This window comes from Erysipelothrix sp. strain 2 (EsS2-6-Brazil) (genome assembly GCF_016617625.1).
Lineage (GTDB): Bacteria > Bacillota_I > Bacilli_A > Erysipelotrichales > Erysipelotrichaceae > Erysipelothrix > Erysipelothrix piscisicarius.
On sequence record NZ_SBAR01000002.1, the window covers coordinates 1 to 19,279 of the forward strand.

16 protein-coding genes are annotated in these 19,279 nt (G+C 36.7%); 4 read left to right on the top strand and 12 right to left on the bottom strand.

The features are described from left to right. Positions 1 to 148: 148 nt before the first annotated feature. Together galE and EPJ89_RS01650 are read right to left on the bottom strand one after the other, a co-directional pair. Entirely contained in the window at positions 149 to 1,162 is a 1,014-nt protein-coding gene (gene galE / locus EPJ89_RS01645) for a UDP-glucose 4-epimerase GalE (protein WP_003774843.1), read from the bottom strand. Between the two features lie 130 nt (positions 1,163 to 1,292). After that, the gene (locus tag EPJ89_RS01650) at positions 1,293 to 2,039 is read right to left on the bottom strand and encodes a hypothetical protein (RefSeq protein ID WP_200548844.1); all 747 of its coding nucleotides are present in this window, start codon (positions 2,037 to 2,039) and stop codon (positions 1,293 to 1,295) included. An 882-nt stretch (positions 2,040 to 2,921) separates the two neighbouring features. Between EPJ89_RS01650 and EPJ89_RS01655 the strand changes: the two genes are divergently transcribed. From EPJ89_RS01655 to EPJ89_RS01670, 4 genes are read left to right on the top strand one after another with little or no spacing between them, the layout of a single operon-like run. Continuing rightward, positions 2,922 to 3,884 (top strand): ABC transporter permease, encoded by a 963-nt coding sequence (locus tag EPJ89_RS01655; protein ID WP_200548845.1) that lies wholly within the window; start codon positions 2,922 to 2,924, stop codon positions 3,882 to 3,884. Then, on the top strand, positions 3,874 to 4,788 hold the full coding sequence (locus tag EPJ89_RS01660; protein WP_200548846.1) for an iron chelate uptake ABC transporter family permease subunit: 915 nt from the start codon (positions 3,874 to 3,876) through the stop codon (positions 4,786 to 4,788). The genes EPJ89_RS01655 and EPJ89_RS01660 overlap by 11 nt, the downstream gene beginning before the upstream one ends. Next, on the top strand, positions 4,781 to 5,554 hold the full coding sequence (locus EPJ89_RS01665; protein ID WP_200548847.1) for an ATP-binding cassette domain-containing protein: 774 nt from the start codon (positions 4,781 to 4,783) through the stop codon (positions 5,552 to 5,554). The genes EPJ89_RS01660 and EPJ89_RS01665 overlap by 8 nt, the downstream gene beginning before the upstream one ends. After that, positions 5,544 to 6,458 carry a siderophore ABC transporter substrate-binding protein gene (locus EPJ89_RS01670; protein WP_200548848.1) on the top strand — a complete coding sequence of 305 codons (915 nt, stop codon included), beginning with the start codon at positions 5,544 to 5,546 and terminating at the stop codon, positions 6,456 to 6,458. The genes EPJ89_RS01665 and EPJ89_RS01670 overlap by 11 nt, the downstream gene beginning before the upstream one ends. 573 nt (positions 6,459 to 7,031) lie before the next feature. Here the strand turns inward: EPJ89_RS01670 and EPJ89_RS01675 are convergent. From EPJ89_RS01675 to EPJ89_RS01720, 10 genes are all read right to left on the bottom strand, one after another. Continuing rightward, on the bottom strand, positions 7,032 to 7,622 hold the full coding sequence (locus EPJ89_RS01675; RefSeq protein ID WP_200548849.1) for an ATP-binding cassette domain-containing protein: 591 nt from the start codon (positions 7,620 to 7,622) through the stop codon (positions 7,032 to 7,034). Between the two features lie 525 nt (positions 7,623 to 8,147). Next, positions 8,148 to 8,933 (bottom strand): hypothetical protein, encoded by a 786-nt coding sequence (locus EPJ89_RS01680; RefSeq protein WP_200548850.1) that lies wholly within the window; start codon positions 8,931 to 8,933, stop codon positions 8,148 to 8,150. 334 nt (positions 8,934 to 9,267) lie between these two features. Continuing rightward, on the bottom strand, positions 9,268 to 10,248 hold the full coding sequence (locus EPJ89_RS01685) for an ArsR/SmtB family transcription factor (protein WP_200548851.1): 981 nt from the start codon (positions 10,246 to 10,248) through the stop codon (positions 9,268 to 9,270). A gap of 11 nt (positions 10,249 to 10,259) precedes the next feature. Further along, positions 10,260 to 11,993 carry an ABC transporter ATP-binding protein gene (locus EPJ89_RS01690; RefSeq protein WP_200548852.1) on the bottom strand — a complete coding sequence of 578 codons (1,734 nt, stop codon included), beginning with the start codon at positions 11,991 to 11,993 and terminating at the stop codon, positions 10,260 to 10,262. Beyond that, positions 11,977 to 13,698, bottom strand: a complete 1,722-nt coding sequence (locus EPJ89_RS01695) for an ABC transporter ATP-binding protein (RefSeq protein ID WP_200548853.1) — start codon at positions 13,696 to 13,698, stop codon at positions 11,977 to 11,979. Before EPJ89_RS01695 ends, EPJ89_RS01690 begins: the two co-directional genes overlap by 17 nt. A 132-nt stretch (positions 13,699 to 13,830) precedes the next feature. Then, the gene (locus EPJ89_RS01700) at positions 13,831 to 14,634 is read right to left on the bottom strand and encodes a hypothetical protein (protein ID WP_200548854.1); all 804 of its coding nucleotides are present in this window, start codon (positions 14,632 to 14,634) and stop codon (positions 13,831 to 13,833) included. Between the two features lie 101 nt (positions 14,635 to 14,735). Continuing rightward, positions 14,736 to 15,425, bottom strand: coding sequence for a pseudouridine synthase (locus EPJ89_RS01705; protein WP_200542839.1), 690 nt, complete (start codon positions 15,423 to 15,425; stop codon positions 14,736 to 14,738). Between the two features lie 193 nt (positions 15,426 to 15,618). Continuing rightward, positions 15,619 to 17,367 (bottom strand): lantibiotic ABC transporter permease, encoded by a 1,749-nt coding sequence (locus EPJ89_RS01710; RefSeq protein ID WP_244660779.1) that lies wholly within the window; start codon positions 17,365 to 17,367, stop codon positions 15,619 to 15,621. After that, entirely contained in the window at positions 17,364 to 18,218 is an 855-nt protein-coding gene (locus EPJ89_RS01715) for an ATP-binding cassette domain-containing protein (protein WP_200542842.1), read from the bottom strand. The genes EPJ89_RS01710 and EPJ89_RS01715 overlap by 4 nt, the downstream gene beginning before the upstream one ends. Further along, entirely contained in the window at positions 18,199 to 19,236 is a 1,038-nt protein-coding gene (locus tag EPJ89_RS01720; RefSeq protein ID WP_200548855.1) for a hypothetical protein, read from the bottom strand. The genes EPJ89_RS01715 and EPJ89_RS01720 overlap by 20 nt, the downstream gene beginning before the upstream one ends. Between the last annotated feature and the right edge of the window lie 43 nt (positions 19,237 to 19,279).

A 19,279-nucleotide genomic window follows, 5' to 3' on the forward strand; every position in this document is an offset into this window, starting at 1 on the left:
TTTATTATTTAATCCGCCTTTGGGTCTTCCCATCATTAATACCTCCGTTTTATCTCTGATTTTATTATTACACAAAAAAAGTAGACAAGTCTTTTTTACTTGTCTACTTTTAGTTTACTACTCCACCATTTGGAACTCCTTTTCCTGATTATTGTTCGTATCCGTTAGGATTTGATTTTTGCCAGTTCCATGAATCTTCACACATTTTATGAAGATCACGTTTTGCTTCCCATCCTAACTCTTCACGAGCTTTTTGTGGATCAGCATAACATTCCGCAATGTCACCGGGGCGACGTTCTTTAATTTGATAAGGAATTTCATGACCGACTACATCACTAAATGCTTTAACCATCTCTAGAACAGAATATCCTTGACCTGTACCAAGATTATAAACACGGTATTCTGGTGTTTCTGTCATTTTCTTAAGTGCAGCCACATGGCCTAAAGCAATATCAACCACGTGAATGTAATCGCGAACACCACTACCATCAACCGTGTCATAGTCATCTCCAAATACAGATAGATGATCTAATTTTCCAACTGCCACTTGAGTGATGTAAGGAACAAGATTATTTGGAATACCTTTTGGATCTTCGCCGATCGTTCCTGACTCATGGGCACCAATTGGATTAAAGTAACGTAAAATCACAACGTTCCATGAAGGATCTGCAATATTTAAATCACGCAACATATCTTCTGCCATGAGTTTTGTACTTCCATATGGACTTGTTGTGGAAAGTGGGAATGATTCATTAATTGGAACGGTTTTAGGTGCTCCATAAACCGTTGCGGATGAACTAAAGATAATATTCTTTACATCATTATCACGCATCACCTCACAAAGAGTAAGTGTTCCTGTAATATTATTTTGATAATACTCTAAAGGTTTGGATACACTTTCACCCACAGCTTTTAAGGCTGCGAAATGAATGACAGCATCCACGGATTCCTTTTCAAAAATTGCATTTAGACTTGGTTTATCAAGAACATTGGTTTCATAAAACGTAACGGTTTTTCCAGTAATTGCTTCAACACGTTTGAGTGCTTCGACACTTGAGTTACTTAAATTATCAACCACAACAACTTCAAATCCTTGGTTTAATAATTCAACACATGTATGACTCCCAATATAACCAGCACCACCTGTAACTAAAACTTTCATACTACCTCCCAAGGCCAATTCTTGGCTTCTTCTAAGTTTATTTTATCAGTTTACAAGATTAATGCAATGTAATAAAAAAACAAGAAATGTTATTTTCTTGCTTTTTTTATTGCGTAAATTTTACTAATATTTACTGGTATAGTTGAGTCATGTCGATGAATGCATCAAAGTTTGGGAATGACATTTCTACTGAATCATTTAACCCAACAACTTCAGTTGTAATCATTAATTCCATCAATTCCATCGAATTCTTTTCAGTTACCATAAAGCTGAGGTCCATGTTTTCAATCTCTTCCCCTACCTTCACAATCGCTTGACCTTGCTTAAAATCTAAGTCTACATCATGACCTTGTTCTGCCAATGCTTTTTTAAATGTATCGGATTGTAAAAGATCATTTAAGTCGAAGGTATAAACAAGTTGATTGTTTTCCAATACGACGGTTGCTTTGTCAAAATTAATATCCGTAGTTTTGGATTGTATATCACTAAATGGAAATTCTAAGATTGTACCAACTTGTGGAATTTGTTTAATATCAATCTTCATTTTTTGTTCCATAAAGTCCATATAAACATCAGAACCTTTTTTATAGATGTTCATCGATGCATCGTCTTCATCGGGTACGTTAATTTTAAAAATTAAATCAAAATCAAGCGGTAATCTTGCTTTCGCATATTTAATTCCCATATTTGCGGACACGGCATCGTTAAGCTGTTCGCGTTTTTCTGGTTTCATCTCAAGCACTAAGTCAATGTTGACCGCATTTGCGTTCATTAAACGATCAGTAGCTTCGTTTATTTTTGCTTTTTGTTCATCATTTGGTTTGTTTGATTTTGAACATCCTAATAGCAAGACAAGAACGATTAAGATCGTAGTCATTATTTTTTTCCTTTCTGGGTCAAAGACTGATCTTTTCTATTTTGAAAACGATTAGAAATTCAACACAAACACGCATACCGCTATAAGTAGCACGTGACTGTTTACTCCAGTTTAAGATAATATAGGTTGGTATTGTTGGTATAGATGCTAGTGTTATTTCCGCAAATTTTTGTATTGCTAAAAGAGCGTATCAATCTATAATTCAAGCCTTCTACATCATAGTCATTTGCTTGTTTAATTGTGTATCCACACCATGGTTTTTGAAGTGTTCTATATGGCGTTCCTCACTTATTCGTAGCAGTTTCTAAATAAGAAATAGTTTTACATCACCATGATATTCAATGACCCGTTCTTTTCAAAGAATCACAATCATTACTTCTTTTTCATCGACATATACAATTTCATCGCTTTAATTAGCCTATATGGGATAATTATGCTAAATCCATCTGTTTGAAAATTTCAATTATACACAAAAATATCTTAATTTCGTTTAATAATTAAAAGACAAAAACTCCTTTTTGACTACCTTCAATCCATTAAACACATATACGGACACTTTTCTACAACGACATCGTATCATTTCCACACATAAAGACCACTTTCTTGTCCTGAAAAATTCAATTTCTGTCATAAAATGAACGCTTTTCACAAAACGTTTATTTTAGAAGCGCAATCAGGGTGGTTTTTGTAGATGAAGCGTAATTTTTCACAAGATAACGAAAACCAGTATCATTTAGACCTCTAAAATGTCATTTCCAATCGGAATCAGGCCTGATTATTAAGAGTTTGTGAAAAAAGAGCCAAACTTAATTAATGTTTTGCTTGTGTGTTCTAAAGCACTTCCATACACTAAAAGGGCAGTAACAGAAAGGAATCGAGAATATGTTTATTCGTTTTACGCTTAAAGATCGACACACCACATGGGCAGGAATGTTCTTATTGATTCTTAGTTTTGGATCATTATTTGTAGGTGTCTTGCCCTTGTCTTTTAACGCCTTGATTACAGGGAGTAGCGATGCGTGGTCGATTCTGCTTACAAGCCGTCTTCCCCGTCTTTGCGCGATTATTCTTACCGGTAGTTCATTAGCCATTTCGGGAATGATGATGCAAAAGGTGACGCGTAACCGGTTTGTGTCTCCCTCAACCGCTGTTACGATGGATGCAGCCCGGATGGGAATTCTCATCGCGTTGATTGTCTTTCCAGGGGCATCATTACTCCATAAGACTTTGCTTGCCTATGGCTTTGCGATTTTAGGTTCCGCCCTTTTTTTGAGGCTCTTACGTCTAATTCCCTTAAAAAATGTAGTCTTTATTCCACTTCTCGGGATTATGGTCGGAACCATGATTGAATCGATCACCACCTTTTTAGCCCTTAAGTTTGATTTAATGCAAGCTTTAGGAGGGATGATGACGGGATCGTTTACTCAAATGATTGCAGGGCGTTATGAGTTGCTTTTTACGGCCGTTCCGCTGTTATTGTGTGCATTATTTGCCGCCCGTACATTCGATATTCTATCCCTTGGCGATGATTTTGCGCGGAATCTTGGCTTAAAACCTAAGTCCGTAATGAACCTTGCTTTGGTGCTCGTATCACTGCTTACCGCTTCGGTCGTGGTGACGGTGGGAACACTGCCTTTTATAGGCTTGATTGTCCCCAATATGATTGCCATGCGTTATGGATCATCCAACTCATTTTTACTGTGTGGGCTTTATGGGTCATGCCTGGTCTTAGGATGTGATCTTATTGCACGCATCGTAATCTTCCCCTACGAGCTTCCCGTAGGATTTATTTTGGGAATTGTTGGGTCTTTGGGATTTCTAGGAATGATTCGCCATGAATTATAAAAAAATCTTAGGATGGATTGCCTTTATCTGTGCTGTTTATTATTTGGGGAGTGCCTTAAACAGCGCGTATATCTTTCAGCGACGATGCGTTCAAATCCTCACCCTATGCATCACTTCGTATCTAGTTAATCTGAGCACAACGTTATTTCAAAGGCTAACCCATAACCGCATTGTCTCTCCGGCTTTATTGGGCTTTGAACGCCTGTACCTTTTGATTCAAATCGGGTGTCTTATGATTCTAAACAATCCGATGCTTAATCCACTAATCGCCTTATTCACCATGTCGATCATCGGCCTCATGATCTACCCAAAAATCTTAAATCGATGTGGAAATGACATCTATTTGATGCTTCTAATTGGGACAGTCTTTTCAACCTTAATGGGTGCACTCTCCACAACCCTACAAATGATGATGGATCCGCTGGAATTCAGTATCCTTCAAAGTCAAAACTTTGTATCCTTTAATGCCATCCAACCACAATTTTTAAGAATTTCCGTGTTGCTTACGCTTCTCATCATCGGCATCTACAACCACAAACGCCACCAGTTTGATGTTTTAGTCCTTGGGGATGATACTGCACAAAGTTTAGGTGTGGATGTCCCTTTGGTCCACAAGGAAGTCTTATTTCTTGTCATTCTCGCAAGTTCCCTTGTCACAAGTCTTGTCGGACCACTAACGTTTCTTGGTCTACTGACCAGCAATTTAGCCCAAGAACTGTGTCCAAATGCTAGAACAAAACCGATTATCATCACCGGAACGCTTCTAGCCTTTATACTGCTTCTCGGATCCCAACTTATCTTTGAACGTCTTTTTAATTTCACCGGAACCATCACCGTTTTGATTAATTTGATTGGCTCATTGACACTAATTATTTTTATGATTAAGGAGCGTAAACATGATTAAAACAGAAAGCCTTACTAAAACCTATGGGACCCTTAATGCCTTAGAGAACTGTGCAATCACAATTCAAAAAGGTGCTATGACCGCCATTCTTGGCGAAAATGGATCGGGTAAATCAACCTTACTCAATCTAATTGGACGATTATCCCATCCCTCATCAGGGAAAACATATCTTAACGACAACGATATCCAAACCTTCAAAGCCATTGATTTTGCGAAACACGTTTCGATTTTAAAACAACGCAATCACCATAACTTGAATTTAAGTGTCTACGATCTTGTATCCTACGGTCGTTACCCCCATAATCCACGTCAACTAACGGAAGAAGATCATCAAATTGTGAGGACATGCCTTCAAGACATGGAATGTTGGGATTTTAAAGACCAATCCATCCAAACCCTTTCCGGAGGTCAGCTTCAGCGTGTCTATATCGCGATGGTCTTAGCTCAAGATACCGAAATAATTCTTTTGGATGAACCGTTAAATAATCTGGACTTAAAACATGCTCATGAATTCATGCAATGCCTGAACCATTTCGTAACCCATCGCAATAAAACCATCGTCATGATTATGCACGATGTAAATATGGTATATCGGTATTGTGATGCGGTTGTTTGCTTAAAAGATGGGGAATGCATTGCGCATGGCGCCGTTGATTCAACGCTAACACAACCCATCCTAAAACAGCTTTATGATTTAGACTTTACAATTTTCACCCATAACACAATCAAACAATGTTGTGTAGAAACGAGGAACTATGAACTTTAAAACATTAATCGTGTGCTTTGCCCTCATCTTCGTGACGGGATGTACACCTCAAAAAACAAAAGATACCACTCTTCCCATTACACATAAATTAGGAACAACCGAGGTTAACGAAAACCCACAGAACGTATTTGTCTTTGATATGGGAATCATTGATATGATGGAATCCTATGATTTACCAATTTCCGGGGTCCCTACTGCCTCCTTAACGACAACGCTTAAGTCAAAGTTGGATCCAAACCTTACCGATATTGGTACGCTTTTTGAGCCCAATTATGAACGCATAAGCGAAGCACAACCGGATCTTATCGTTATCTCAGGTCGCAGTGCCAAACATTACGAAGCCCTCTCAAAAATTGCCCCTACCATCTATATGGGAAGAGACAGTCATCCCGATGGCTTAATCGCATCCATGAAGGCAAATACTGAGGTACTTCATCAACTATACCCAGGACGTGATCTTGAAGGCTTGATGACTGATTTAGAAAGTCAGGTAGATGCATTCAAAAATGAAGCACAAAAACAAACGGGCACCTTGCTTTTCTTAATGGCCAATGGTAATGAGATTAAAGCCTTCGGACCTGAAAGCCGCTATGATCATGTGTACCGTGATTTCGGATTTACGCCCGTATCCAAACAATTTGATGTCTCAACCCATGGTTCTACCCTCTCCTTTGAGCAAATCCAAGACCTTAACCCTGACTTTATCCTTGTAATGGATCGCTCCCGGGTAACCGGTGGTGAAGGAAATGCGGAAGTCTTGATGGACAATGCCTTTGTGAAAGCAACGCGAGCTTACCAAAATGGCCATATCATCTATGTGGATCCTGAAGTTTGGTACCTAACCGAAGGGGGAACAACCGCAGTTTTATCCATGATTGAATCATTAAAACCTCTATTACCGTAAAAAAAACACACTCTAGAAGTGTGTTTTTTTGCTTAGAATTCATGTTTCACAAACAACAATGTGTGAACACTGAACGAAATCCTTGGTTAATTTTGTAATTACAAATGAATTGATTCCCTTTAAATAAGTCTATAAGCAATCATCGCTACTAAAGACACAAAAAAAGTAATGTGTGAATTTTTCTTGTTATAAAGAAACATGATTCCAAAAAGACAAAGTAATAAGTAGTATTCTAAATGTCTGAAAACACCTAAAGAATCTGCTTGAACAAAATAAATAAAAAGCGAATTTGTCGTAAAAATTGTTATGATTGAGAATATTAATTTTTCAAATATAAAATAATAATACTTCTCTTTTTTTCTGATTTTAATATTTGTCTCAACATCCAAATACGGAGTCAAGAAATCAAATACATATAGAATATTAAAAATAGAAACTAATAGAGAAGCACAAAGTTTCATTAATGTGAAATTACTCGAAGGGATTTTAAAAATAAGGTGTTCAATCTGACTACTCTCTACGATATTTTTTGTTATACAAGACAATATTAATAATAGGTTAAGTAAGAAAAATCTATATTTTTTCCAATTTACCATTTACGAGCTCTAATTTCTTATCAAAATTTATGTCTTCTATTTCATCATGTGAACAAATTATTATAGTTTTCGCCTTCATATTACTGATTATATTTGTGAAACTTAAGATAGATTCATCATCGAGACCGCGTGTTGGCTCGTCAAGCAGAATAAGATCTTGATCTTCCATGATTGCCTGAATTAGACCCGCTTTCTGTCTCATCCCAACACTATAATTTTTCATTTTGATTTTACTATCGATCTCTAAATCAAAAGCGTCTGCTAATTCTTTTACATATTCATAATTAAAATTTGATTTTATATTAAATAAAAATTTGAGGTTTTTTATTAATGTTTGGTCTTCTATAAAAGAGGGATTTTCAATAAGAGCCCCTATATTTTTATAATTGGTTTTTATGCTGCCATCATCCGCTTTTAGTATTCCAGATATAATTTTTAATAAAGTTGATTTACCGCATCCGTTTTTACCTTTTATATAAATGATTGAATGATCGTTTAGTTCTAAATTTAGATTTTCTAAAACAGTTAAATCCTTATAGCTTTTTTTTATATTTTCTAATATTAACATAGGTTACTCCTTTTTATAAAACTGACATAAACACAACGTGAAATCCAAAAGTTAACAAAAAACTTAAGAGCGAAACAAATAAAAAATATCGGTTATTAAAATAAATTACGAAGGATAAGAGTAAAGATATACTGTAGTACAGTAAAAGTAGTGACAAGATATAGATAAATAAAATTGTGAGAAATTCAAATTTAACAAAAAATATTACGGGTATTATATGTGCTAGCGTACCATAGCAAAAAATTAAAAAAATAGTCCTCTGTAACCTTATCGATAATTCGCGATCATTTACACGAGCCAACAGAAAAATTTTTGTTTTTGAGATTTTATAAACTATAGTAAAACCAATTATTAGACATACAACATTTAAACTCATCCAATAAAAATTATGATTCAACAAAACAGCGATAGCACGCGCTCCTGAATTATAAATAAGAGCGTATTCAATTATATTTAGAATTGTAAATATAAACAACAAGATATACTGTTTCTTTGAAACACACGAAAGTATTTTTCTATTTGGGTTCATCCTTCTGTTTCTCTCTTTTTAACAGTTATAACATAAAAAAGAATCGCTATTAAAAGGTAAAGAACAACAGAAGCAAGAAATATGTTAAGTCTGTTTGCTCCCGATGAGAAGTTGCCAACTGTTGGAAGATTTCCTATAACCAAGCCATAGAAATACATTGATAAGTTCTTCAATGCACTTAATTTATTCGTAAATGGAATGATAAAAACTCCAACTATAAAAATAGTTGTGATAGAAATTAATGGACTTAGTGCAGTATATAAGTATTTATTTTTTATATAATAAATTAAACTGCTTAAAAAGACACAATAAACTGTGGTTCCGATAATTGAAAGTAAAAAATAAACAAAGAAATTAATCGTATTATGTGTGCTAAACGGTAACATTTGCGTTAATGTCGGATCATTGACTTCAAAGGTCAGTGGAGATTTGATAAATATAATGATTAATAGTAACGAAATTTGTTGTAACAACGAAATAAAAAGAGTTCGCTTTATTACGTTTTTGATCTTGCTCGAATAATACTTAAAATATCCAGTTCTTAATATTACTAAATCATCAAATTTATTTTGTGTGATGAGATATTCGAAATTTAGAGCATATATGCTCTCTAAACTAATTATTATTAAATAATAAACAAAAAAGAATCCTGGATTTGTTATTGTATAATAATAGAAAGAAGCATCGAAATTTAATATTTCTTGCTTTAAAACAAAAATAACTTGGACTACAATTATTGGTAACATAATTGATAGTAAATTTTTTTTACTTGATTTGTACATTTTTTCCCCCGTATTAAAAATAACTTTATCATTCGAGACAATGCTGTACAACGCATTATTTGTCTATTATCTTGATATTTTTGTATGTATTTATTGTGTTTTTGATACACTACTGGAGTATTCTCATCGAATTATCAACTCAAATCATTTTGTATCTATACGATGTCTATCGTAATTGTGGATTAACGCCGGTTGTGAAAGACTTAGAGGTTTCCACACAGAGACTTCCCCTTTCATTTGAAAAATCCAAAACGTTAACCCGGACTATATCCATGGTTGAATTATTAATTCCTCTATTTCCGTAAAAAAACACACTCTTAAAGTGTGTTTTGGTTTAGAGTTCCAGTTCGTGTTCCACAAACACTAACAATTCTCGAACCCTGTCTTTCGCAATATTATAATAAACCCGTTTATTGATGCTGGGTTCACATTGAATCAACCCATCATTTAATAATTCTTGGATGTGATAAGAAATGGTTGCGGGTGTTAAATCAAGCAGGGTTGCGAGTTCCTTTCCGTATTTTTGTCCATGATTCAAGGCTTTTAAAATCGCAAATTTACTTGGATCACCCATACTTTTCATCATCTTGCATGCATTTTTATCGCTGAGTTGATTTCGATTTAAAAATGCTTCTGTCATCGTAATTCCCAAATACGTTACATCCACAAATGAATTATTAGCCATCACACTTGGATAAATAATCCCCTCATGATCATCCCAAACAATTCCAAACGTATCACGAAGATATTCAATATAAGTATTTGACTCAAGACGCGCGGTCCACTCTTGGTTTAAGACCTCAATTTCTGGCTCAAACACCGATAACATTTGTTTCAGCGGTTTTGAAAGGTCTGTCACAATACCTCTAAACTCGTGAGACAGCACATCAGCGGACTCGACCATACTTACTAATGCCCACTTTTCAGAATAACTTAACGATGCATGATTGATTACCTGGAAAATCCCTTCATGACGCGTGGATCCTTCACTAAAAAATGCTTTTAAAATATCTTCAATGGTTTCGACCAATAAAGCCTCAATCTCGTTTTGATTACGTGTTTGGATTTCAAGAAAACATTTAAAGGGAATATAGTACAGTTGTGCTTTTTCATTGCCAAGTAATTCAAGAATTTCAGTTGCATGGGGGTAATCTTTTTGAACTTGAAGCATCGATGCTTCACACCCTTTATAAATTGAATCAATGCGATCATGAATCGCATGAGCATCCTCTGCATAAGGGGCCTCTTGGGTCAAAAAACGTCGAAACATTACATAAGCTTCAAATTCATAATTTAGTTTTTTCTCAAATTTCATCGTAAACTCCTTTAAATATGTTGGGACTGCACAAAGCGTTCGTAGACACCGTGCTCTGTTAACAGTGAATCATGGGTTCCCATTTCCACAATCACACCCTGATTTAATACAATAATTTTATCAGCATCTCGAATGGTGCTCAATCGATGTGCCGCAATAAGAATTGTTTTTTCGTTTTGGATGTTTGCGATGGCTTTTTGAATCAGTTGTTCTGACTCACTGTCCAATGCGGATGTTGGTTCATCCATAATGAGAATGGGTGCTTCACTCATCAATGCACGTGCAATTGCGATGCGTTGACGTTGTCCCCCTGAAAGCATTCCACCTTGTTCGCCCACATGTGTATCATACCCTTGGGGAAGCGATACAATAAAATCATGGATTGCGGCTTTGCGTGCAGCTGCCTCAATCATCGCATCACTGACAATGCCTTTACTGCCTAGACGAATGTTTTCTCGGATGGTGGTGTTGAACAAGGGGGATTCTTGTTGGACATAACAAATTTGATTTCGAACACTTTGCAGTGAATAATCTTGCACATCCTTTCCATCCAACAAAATCCGCCCCTGATCGGGTTTATAAAAGCCAAGAAGTAATTGAAAAATGGTTGACTTCCCACTTCCCGATTCTCCCACAAACGCCACCTTAGATTGTGGACTGATCGTAAAATCAACAGACTTTAAAATGGTATGATCTGGTTGATATCCAAATTGAACCTGATCAAAGGTAATTAAATCATGACCCTTCCCAAGACTTAGGTCTGGTCTATCAATACGACCCTCTTCACATTCCATGTCCAACATCGTTAAGATGCGATCCGCAGATGTTTGAACTTCCAAAATATAGTTCCAAGCAACACCAAAATTTCCAAACATATATCCAATAGATGCCTGTAATGGTAACAACAACATTACCTTCGCAAATTCAAAATCAGTGGTCCGTGCTAAGTAAAAGCCAATTCCCACAAACAATATTTTACCCAAAGCCCCAAATCCATCATTCCACATAGTTACTCGATGCTTTTTAACTTCCGCATTTATGAGGGCCTTTGCATGCGCTTGGTTTAACTCACGATAATCATCCACCACCGTATTCTGTGCATTATACAAACGCACCATTGTTTCATTCGCAATAATATCAGAGACTTGATTGGTTGCTTTGTTTTGAAAATTTCGTGCTGATACGAAATCGTTTTGAATTGCGTCTGCATACCGTGTTGCCACCCATACACTTACAATTCCCAACACAACCGCAATCACCCCAAATCGTACATCCACAAAAAATGTTGTGATTAAAGCTGCAAGACCACCCACAGTAGGATGAATAAACATGTAATTGAATCCTTGGAAATAATAATTATTAATGACATCCGCATCACTGGTTAATAAGGTCATCATATCTCCGGTATGTGAAGCACGAATTGTTGCTTCTTTTTGACGTAAGATATGATGAATCATGTGTTCTTTCAGACGTTTCTCTGCGTTTAATCCCCCCATAAGATTTCCCGTTTGTCCCATTACAAGAAGTGGAAACATAAGGAGGAATAGACCGGTTATTGTGAGGAGGATTTGTAAATCAAAAGTTCCTGCTGTAGCTTGTTCGATGGAAATCTGTGTCATCTTTCCAAACGTAAAGTTAAGACCAAAATTTGCGAGACTGGCAACACAACCGCCTAGAATTGCGCCAACAAACGCCCACGAACCAATTTTGGATATTCGTCGCATGGTTTTAAATACGTTTGTCATGATGATCACCTCCATTTTGTATTGCGATTAAGCTTGCATAGATTCCGTCTTGAGCTATCAGTTCATGATGCGTTCCACTCGCAACAACCGCCCCTTGATCCATCACAATAATGCGATCACAATTGCGTAAGGTTGCAAGACGATGCGCAATAATCAGTTGTGTACGTTCTATCGTATCCATAACATGCTGGATGAGCTGTTCTGTTTCCACATCTAAAGCTGAAGTTGCTTCATCAAACAACATGACATCACTCTCTTTAAGCAGTGCTCGTGCAATCGACAAGCGTTGACGTTGTCCCCCGGACAAGCGGTTTCCCTTCTCGCCAACAATAAAGTCCAAGCCGTTTTGATCCACAAAGTCTGAGAGATGAACGTGATCCAGCACCTCATGAAGTTGCTTATCCGATACCATCTGATTGCCATACTGAAGATTTTGACGAATGCTTTGATTCATCAATTCACTATTTTGAAACACAACCGCCAAGTCATTACGTAAGGCTTGTTTATCCCAATCTTGAATCGAAATCCCTTTATAATAAACCGCTCCGGATTGAGGCGTATACAGTCCTAACAGGAGCTTCATCAGCGTTGATTTCCCTGAACCACTGGTTCCCACAACACCGACGTGTTCCTGATCATAAATCTCAAGATTGAAGCCCTTTAATACGAGAGTATCCGTATTTGGATATCCAAAAGATACATCTTTAAAAGCAATAACAGGATCGCTATCCTCTGCTCCCACCGCATTTCCGAACGATTCTTTCGCAGCATCCCAAATTGGATAAATTCGTTCCGTTGAAACCAATAATTGCGGAATATTTTGAACCATATTCGCAATAACATTAAATTCATTTGAAATCAGTTGAACTAGAAGAAAAGCACTGACAAGTTGACCCAATTCGAGCTCACCATGTGCGATAAGATAGGTTCCACCAATACCAATGAGGAAATTGGGAAGCATGGCAAAGACTGAAAATGGAAATTGCAGTAAGTAGAGGGAACGGATTCCGTAGATTCCCTTATCCCGTGAATCCACCAGTGCTTTTTCGACCCATGAAGCAACCGTATCATACAAACCAAAGGTTCTTATGGTCGTTCGGTTATTCATGACATCCTGTGTGAGGGCGTTGGTTTTACCCATAGCCGTTTTCCATGGAAGGATGAAATCACTGGATTTTTGAGAAGCATAACGTTGAATGATAAAAGCTAGTGGAAGGGGAATAAAATACAAGATTAATAAACGCACATCAATACGAAGAATCCCAAAGGATAAGATTATTAAAAGTACGATCGCTTTGGATAAGGTGACACTTAAATTTGTTGCGGAAACAATGCTGGAAACATCATTTTCAAGCCGTCCAATGAGATCACCTTGTTCCAGTTGTGAACTGACACGATAATCGCTTTCCAAAATGCAATCAACTGTTTTTGTTTTAAATTGACTGCGCATTGTTTCAATCACTTGAGTTTGATATTTTTGGGCCTGATAGGTCATCAATACCGCAAGGAGGGTAAGACAAGCAAACCCTATTAAACTGGTTTGAGTTTGGGTAAAATCACGCAGTAATATCGATTGGGTTAGTGCTCCAAAATATTGCGATGCCATTAATTCCATGGCTCCAATTAATACGAAACTACAAAGGAGTACCACATATCGATTGAAACGATTGCTTTCGCGCCATGCGCGTTTTAATTTCTGGATCATAAACCATCCTCCTACACTTAGTTATATCTTCATCTAATGTTATGTTAGATAAACATTAACACAAGCGGTCTTTTCAGTCAACAAATATCTAACATCGTGTTAGATATTAATGAGAACCATAAAAAAAGAGTCTTACGACTCTTTGACTTGGATACGATCTAAATTAATAACTCCGGCATTTTTTAAGATTTGATACATCTCTTTGGAAACATTTTCCAGATCCACATAATAGAGATAGACTTGATACTGCGTTTCGTTGACACCATCAGAAGTTTCAATTTTAAGCAGTGTCGCCTCTTTCACAGGTGTTTTTGAAGTATTGAATTGAATATCCACATCGTGATCAAATCGCGTATCCGTAACACGCAATTCCCCTTCATCACCCCCTGTTTGGACCGCAATACGCGCACCACTTTCAACGTCTTTATCATCCAAAAGATACGTTATTTTGGGTGGAATTGTATCAACGGCTTTAAAGACTTTCTCGAAGGTTGCTTCTTCACCATTTGAAAACGATGCGATAAAACGCATTTCTAAATCACCGACAACAGGAATTTCATCCCCGTTATCTAGCAAGTCCATAATTCCCTTATCATCAAAGCCTTCTGGAAATGGATAGGGAATGTTATGCATCGTTGTATACAACTGAATTTGTTCTTGTCGGATGGTCTCAGGATCCACAATCTTACCATCTTTCAAAAACTCAACGTGATACGTTCCAAAATTACTCTTCTCCAAATCAATCGCATCTTGTAGTGCGGCATTACTTAAGTAAGTGTATTGTTCTAATTGCGCATTATCTTTAAATACAATTGTTGGTTTGGCTGGTTTTGTTAGTTGATATACAAAGACAATAATTACCAGAATCAAAACAACCGCAACTGAACCAACATATCTGAACTTTTTCACTTTGTCTGAACGTTTTAATGGTTCCATATCAATGCTCCTTTCAAGTTTATAAACTCATATTACATTAATCGTAGTACCTTTTAATTCAAAAAGATACCCAAATCACATAAGACTCATCATATTACCACTTATTTGATAAATAAGTTTATTTCTTCCTCTGATAAATCGCGATATTCACCGGGTTGTAAGGATGAATCCAGTTCCAACGCACCAATCTTAATGCGTTTTAAATACGTAACTTCATTATCGCAGGCATGCATCATGCGTTTCACTTGATGGTATTTTCCTTCACCGATTGTTAAGTGGATGGCGCGTTCCCCCACAACCTCAACTTGAGCAGGTTTCAAGAGTTCATCCCCTAACATCATCCCTTTTTCTAATTCCTCACAAAAGCGCAGGTCAAACGGTTTATTCAACTCAACATAATATTGTTTATGAACATTACTTTTACTGTGCGCAACACGATGTGAAAACTGGCCATCGTTTGTAATTAAGAGTAACCCTTCCGTATCCGCATCCAAGCGACCGACAAAAACCAAATCACGATGATACGATTCGATGAGTTCTAAAACAGAGGGATACATTTCAGGATTATGTTCACAAATATATCCAGCCGGCTTGTTCATCATAAAGTAAATATCCTTCTGGTACGATACGCTTTCCCCTTGAACAAAGACTTCATCCTTTTCAAGGTTTAAAACCATACCTGCATCCCGTACCACATCGTGGTTTACCGTAACCATACCCTTTTTCACAAGAATCTTTACATCTTTTCGTGTTCCAAATCCATTATGAGCTAAAAATTTATCCAATCGCATATCTCATCCTCATTTCAATATCTTCTATTATATCGTATTCTCTAGAATTACGGATGAATTTTAAAAAGATTATAAATCACTTAAAGGCTATCATTAAATACATTCCTTTGGATTAAATACATCAGATTTCCAATGCGTCCGATACCGTAACTCATGAGCGTCAACATAACCCACACTAAAACAATGCCTGTTTTTAACGTGACGGAATCGATGTAATGAGGAGGTCTTTCATTGTATTTGAAAAATCTACATTTAAGACCTTGGTAATTTTTAGAATATGCATCGCAATCATTGTGAAACTCATCATCATTGAATAAATCAAGAGTGAATATCTATGGGTCTTTCGATAGTTTTTCATTCCCGTTTTACTTACATGAATAAACCCTTCATTACGGCGGTCATAAATAAGGTGGTATTGTTGATAGCCTAAGAAAAACATTGGGACCAGTAAAACACCCATAAAGATAAGACGATAGAAGACTTGGTTCTTCATAACGATGAGTGAGGCACCACGATTATCAATCATGGTATCAACACCCAATATCTGTGCCTGTTTCAGTTCTTCATCAAATCGTAGTGCATTTGAAATTTCATGGGCACGTTTAAATACCGCGTCATGCTCCACGTAGAGATCATGAGCACGCTCAGGTTCCCGTTCGATCATTATTTGAATCTTTTCTTTTTCTCTTACAGCTTCTTGAATTATCTCAAGTGCTTGGTTATGTCTTATGATACTTGAATCATCAATGGGGCCAAGATAATTTTGTTTATAAAGTTGATAAGACTGTTCATTTGAGGTCGTACTGATCGAAAAGGTTTTAATATTATAGATACCAAACATTAGTACAAAAACAAGAATTATTAACCCATAAGAACTTATCCAAAGTTGATACATGCTATGAACAATTCGATGTGTACTTCGAATTGGAATTCCCGCCCCCTTATGCTTACGGATTGGTCCACGCTTTACGTAGCAGTCATATGAAACAATGCCCAAAATTCCAGTCAGAACTACACTAAAAAGAAGTAAATTATAAGGGTAATCGCCTTTATCTTGGACAACCATATAGTAAATATTATAAAACTTAAGGAAGCCATATTTTGAATGAATCGGAATCATTGCATATTGCATGCCTTGCGCAAAGAAAACACTTAATCCTGCGATTACTGTAAGAAGTGTATTTCGCGTAAGGGTCATAAAAAATAAAGTTAACAGTAAAAGCATTAGGGTCACTACAAAAATTGAGATATACCTAAACATTGAATAGTGAAACACACTTCCCATAAGCCAAACATGTTTGAAATAGGGAATGCTGTGAATGGATGCCTTTGAAAACCCCAATCTAAACCCATCAAATAATATTAGAAGGCCCGTCACAATGAAGAGTAACCCCGTTAGCACCACCATTTTTGAACGAAATAATTTTGAAAGACCTCTTTGTGTTGGCTGATAAATCTCAAGTGTCCCTTCTAAAAGATCTTCTCCAAAAAGTAAGGAGAGTAAATAAAAACCAAAGAGCAGCATCACAATCTTAGGCGTTGGACTGCGTAAAATTAGTTCATGGCGTTGGATGTTTATAAATTCAACGGGTTCAAGTTTGAGCTTCTCATAAAAATCATGTTCCTTATTCAATTTATGAACATCTTTGGGATCTTCAAAAAGGCCCGTCTCACGTTTGTCATTGATTTCTTGAAGCTCTTGATCAATGTTTTCATGATAACCTGATATGTATTTAATCTGTTCTTCAAAATACATTGTGGCATCATCTACTGAATCATTTGTGAACAAGTCGGTATGCTTAGAATATTCCTTATAAAGTGCATCATACGCACTTGTAGATTTCAAATAAACCATATTTAAAGAGACAAAGGCTAAAACAATCACCACGAGCATTCGAAAATTCATGCGCATTTTTAGATTTTTGAGTTCAAGATGGATCATGATAGTGCGTACAGGTAAAGATCCTCGATTGTTGGATTAACCTTTACCCCTTCAATGTCATCACTAAAGTGGCGAATTCTTACCTGATCCCCAATGCGAATGCTATTGATAATTTTATGTTCTTGAGCGAAACGTTTATACGCCTCAAAAGATAGCGTGGATTCAAAGACACGCATCTTTAAAATAAGTTTATCCGGTGTATCAAATTCAATGATATTTCCTTTTTGAAGAAGCATTATTTTATCGGCTATATATTCGATATCGGATATAATATGCGTTGCAATCAAAACAATTTTATCACCAGAAAGTTCCATGATTACATTTCTTAGATTGCTCCGTTCAACAGGATCAAGACCTGCGGTTGGTTCATCCAAGATTAAAACTGCGGGATCATTCAACATCGCTTGCGCAAGCAAGACCCGTTGTTTCATCCCACCGGAAAGAGAACTTAATTTATGATGTTTCTTTGTTTCCAAATTAAAACGCGTCAAAAGATCTTCAATCCGCAATCTCGCTAAATCATTTGGAATCGCCTTTAGGGATGCGATATAGAAGAGAAAATGCTCGACAGTCATCTGTGCAGGTAACGGTTGATTTTGAGGCATATAACCCAAAAGACTTCGAAATACGGTGTAATCTTTTATCAATTCTCCATTAAAAGATACTGTTCCCGAATCTGCTTTCATCAAGGTTGCAAGTATTTTAATTAAAGTACTCTTCCCTGCACCATTATGCCCAACAAGCCCATAAATCCCGTTCTCCATATCAAAGCTAAGATTATTCACAGCTTTCGTAGCGCCATAAGCCTTATTTAAATTCCTTACTTCCAACCTATTTAACAAGATAATCACACTCCTTCATCGCCAAATCGCATATAAAGTGAGCTTCCTGTGATTTCCCGAAAACATAACGATCATCCACGACGCGTAACATCAGTGAAAAATCACTACGCGTAAACATCGCACTCTCCGGTCCGCGAGATGTGATTGTCTCAGCGGGTACTACGCTACTGATCAACGTTCCATTATGATCATACTGTTCATATGCTTGTATGCCATCAAGACTTGAAGTATAGAAATAATCTTTATTTGCATACATAATAATTTTATTATCAAGTCTAATTTCGTAATCACCCTTTGAAAAAACTGCCGTCACGCGAGCATTTTCTAAAGAAGTGTTTGAATCATCCGTTGTCCGATGGATCTCATAGTAAAGTCGCATGGTCTCATCTTCATAAACGGTCAACGGTTCTTCTGGAATTCTCAATTGCCCTTTATCAATGAAGAATTGATATGTCTGTATGGATTCAGGATACAGATTACGTTCAATTAGTTTAAAATGATGGTCATAAACTTCAATAATGGATTCCCCGGTTACTTCATCTTCAAAAAGAACATAGATGAAGCCTGAATCAATTCGAAAACGAAGCGGTAAGGTTTCAAAGCGGAGAACTTCTTCATACGCTTCCCCTTTGCGATTCAAGCGTCCAAGCGAATAAGCACTTCCACCATCGGCACTCATGCGCGCGAAAAGTCCATAAAGATAATCCCCATAATAAATTAAGTCGCTATCTTGCACAAAACTCTCAAAGTAGCGTGTATAGGATATCCGATCATTTTCAACTTCTTGGTCATCCGCAAACGACATCCCGGTTAATCGTGCTACTTTTTGTCGGTTGATATTATAGTAATAAAGCGATGCATTCTCGACAAAATACACATCGTGATCCGTTTTAGCAATGGATGATTCGATTAAAGGCGTTGATAAATCAAACGGCTGAATTTGAATTGAATCTGAACCTAATGTTGTCCCACAACCCGATAACGGAAACAATAATCCCACGCATAAAAGCTTTTTTATTTTGAACATAGTTCCCCCCTTAGTACGTTCTTTCTAACTCTATAATAGCATT

What these genes read in the sequence shown, in the direction of transcription:
- galE (WP_003774843.1), bottom strand. Translation starts at nt 1,162, where the DNA reads ATGAAAGTTTTAGTTACAGGTGGTGCTGGTTATATTGGGAGTCATACA.
- EPJ89_RS01650 (WP_200548844.1), bottom strand. Translation starts at nt 2,039, where the DNA reads ATGACTACGATCTTAATCGTTCTTGTCTTGCTATTAGGATGTTCAAAA.
- EPJ89_RS01655 (WP_200548845.1), top strand. Translation starts at nt 2,922, where the DNA reads ATGTTTATTCGTTTTACGCTTAAAGATCGACACACCACATGGGCAGGA.
- EPJ89_RS01660 (WP_200548846.1), top strand. Translation starts at nt 3,874, where the DNA reads ATGAATTATAAAAAAATCTTAGGATGGATTGCCTTTATCTGTGCTGTT.
- EPJ89_RS01665 (WP_200548847.1), top strand. Translation starts at nt 4,781, where the DNA reads ATGATTAAAACAGAAAGCCTTACTAAAACCTATGGGACCCTTAATGCC.
- EPJ89_RS01670 (WP_200548848.1), top strand. Translation starts at nt 5,544, where the DNA reads ATGAACTTTAAAACATTAATCGTGTGCTTTGCCCTCATCTTCGTGACG.
- EPJ89_RS01675 (WP_200548849.1), bottom strand. Translation starts at nt 7,622, where the DNA reads ATGTTAATATTAGAAAATATAAAAAAAAGCTATAAGGATTTAACTGTT.
- EPJ89_RS01680 (WP_200548850.1), bottom strand. Translation starts at nt 8,933, where the DNA reads ATGTACAAATCAAGTAAAAAAAATTTACTATCAATTATGTTACCAATA.
- EPJ89_RS01685 (WP_200548851.1), bottom strand. Translation starts at nt 10,248, where the DNA reads ATGAAATTTGAGAAAAAACTAAATTATGAATTTGAAGCTTATGTAATG.
- EPJ89_RS01690 (WP_200548852.1), bottom strand. Translation starts at nt 11,993, where the DNA reads ATGACAAACGTATTTAAAACCATGCGACGAATATCCAAAATTGGTTCG.
- EPJ89_RS01695 (WP_200548853.1), bottom strand. Translation starts at nt 13,698, where the DNA reads ATGATCCAGAAATTAAAACGCGCATGGCGCGAAAGCAATCGTTTCAAT.
- EPJ89_RS01700 (WP_200548854.1), bottom strand. Translation starts at nt 14,634, where the DNA reads ATGGAACCATTAAAACGTTCAGACAAAGTGAAAAAGTTCAGATATGTT.
- EPJ89_RS01705 (WP_200542839.1), bottom strand. Translation starts at nt 15,425, where the DNA reads ATGCGATTGGATAAATTTTTAGCTCATAATGGATTTGGAACACGAAAA.
- EPJ89_RS01710 (WP_244660779.1), bottom strand. Translation starts at nt 17,367, where the DNA reads ATGATCCATCTTGAACTCAAAAATCTAAAAATGCGCATGAATTTTCGA.
- EPJ89_RS01720 (WP_200548855.1), bottom strand. Translation starts at nt 19,236, where the DNA reads ATGTTCAAAATAAAAAAGCTTTTATGCGTGGGATTATTGTTTCCGTTA.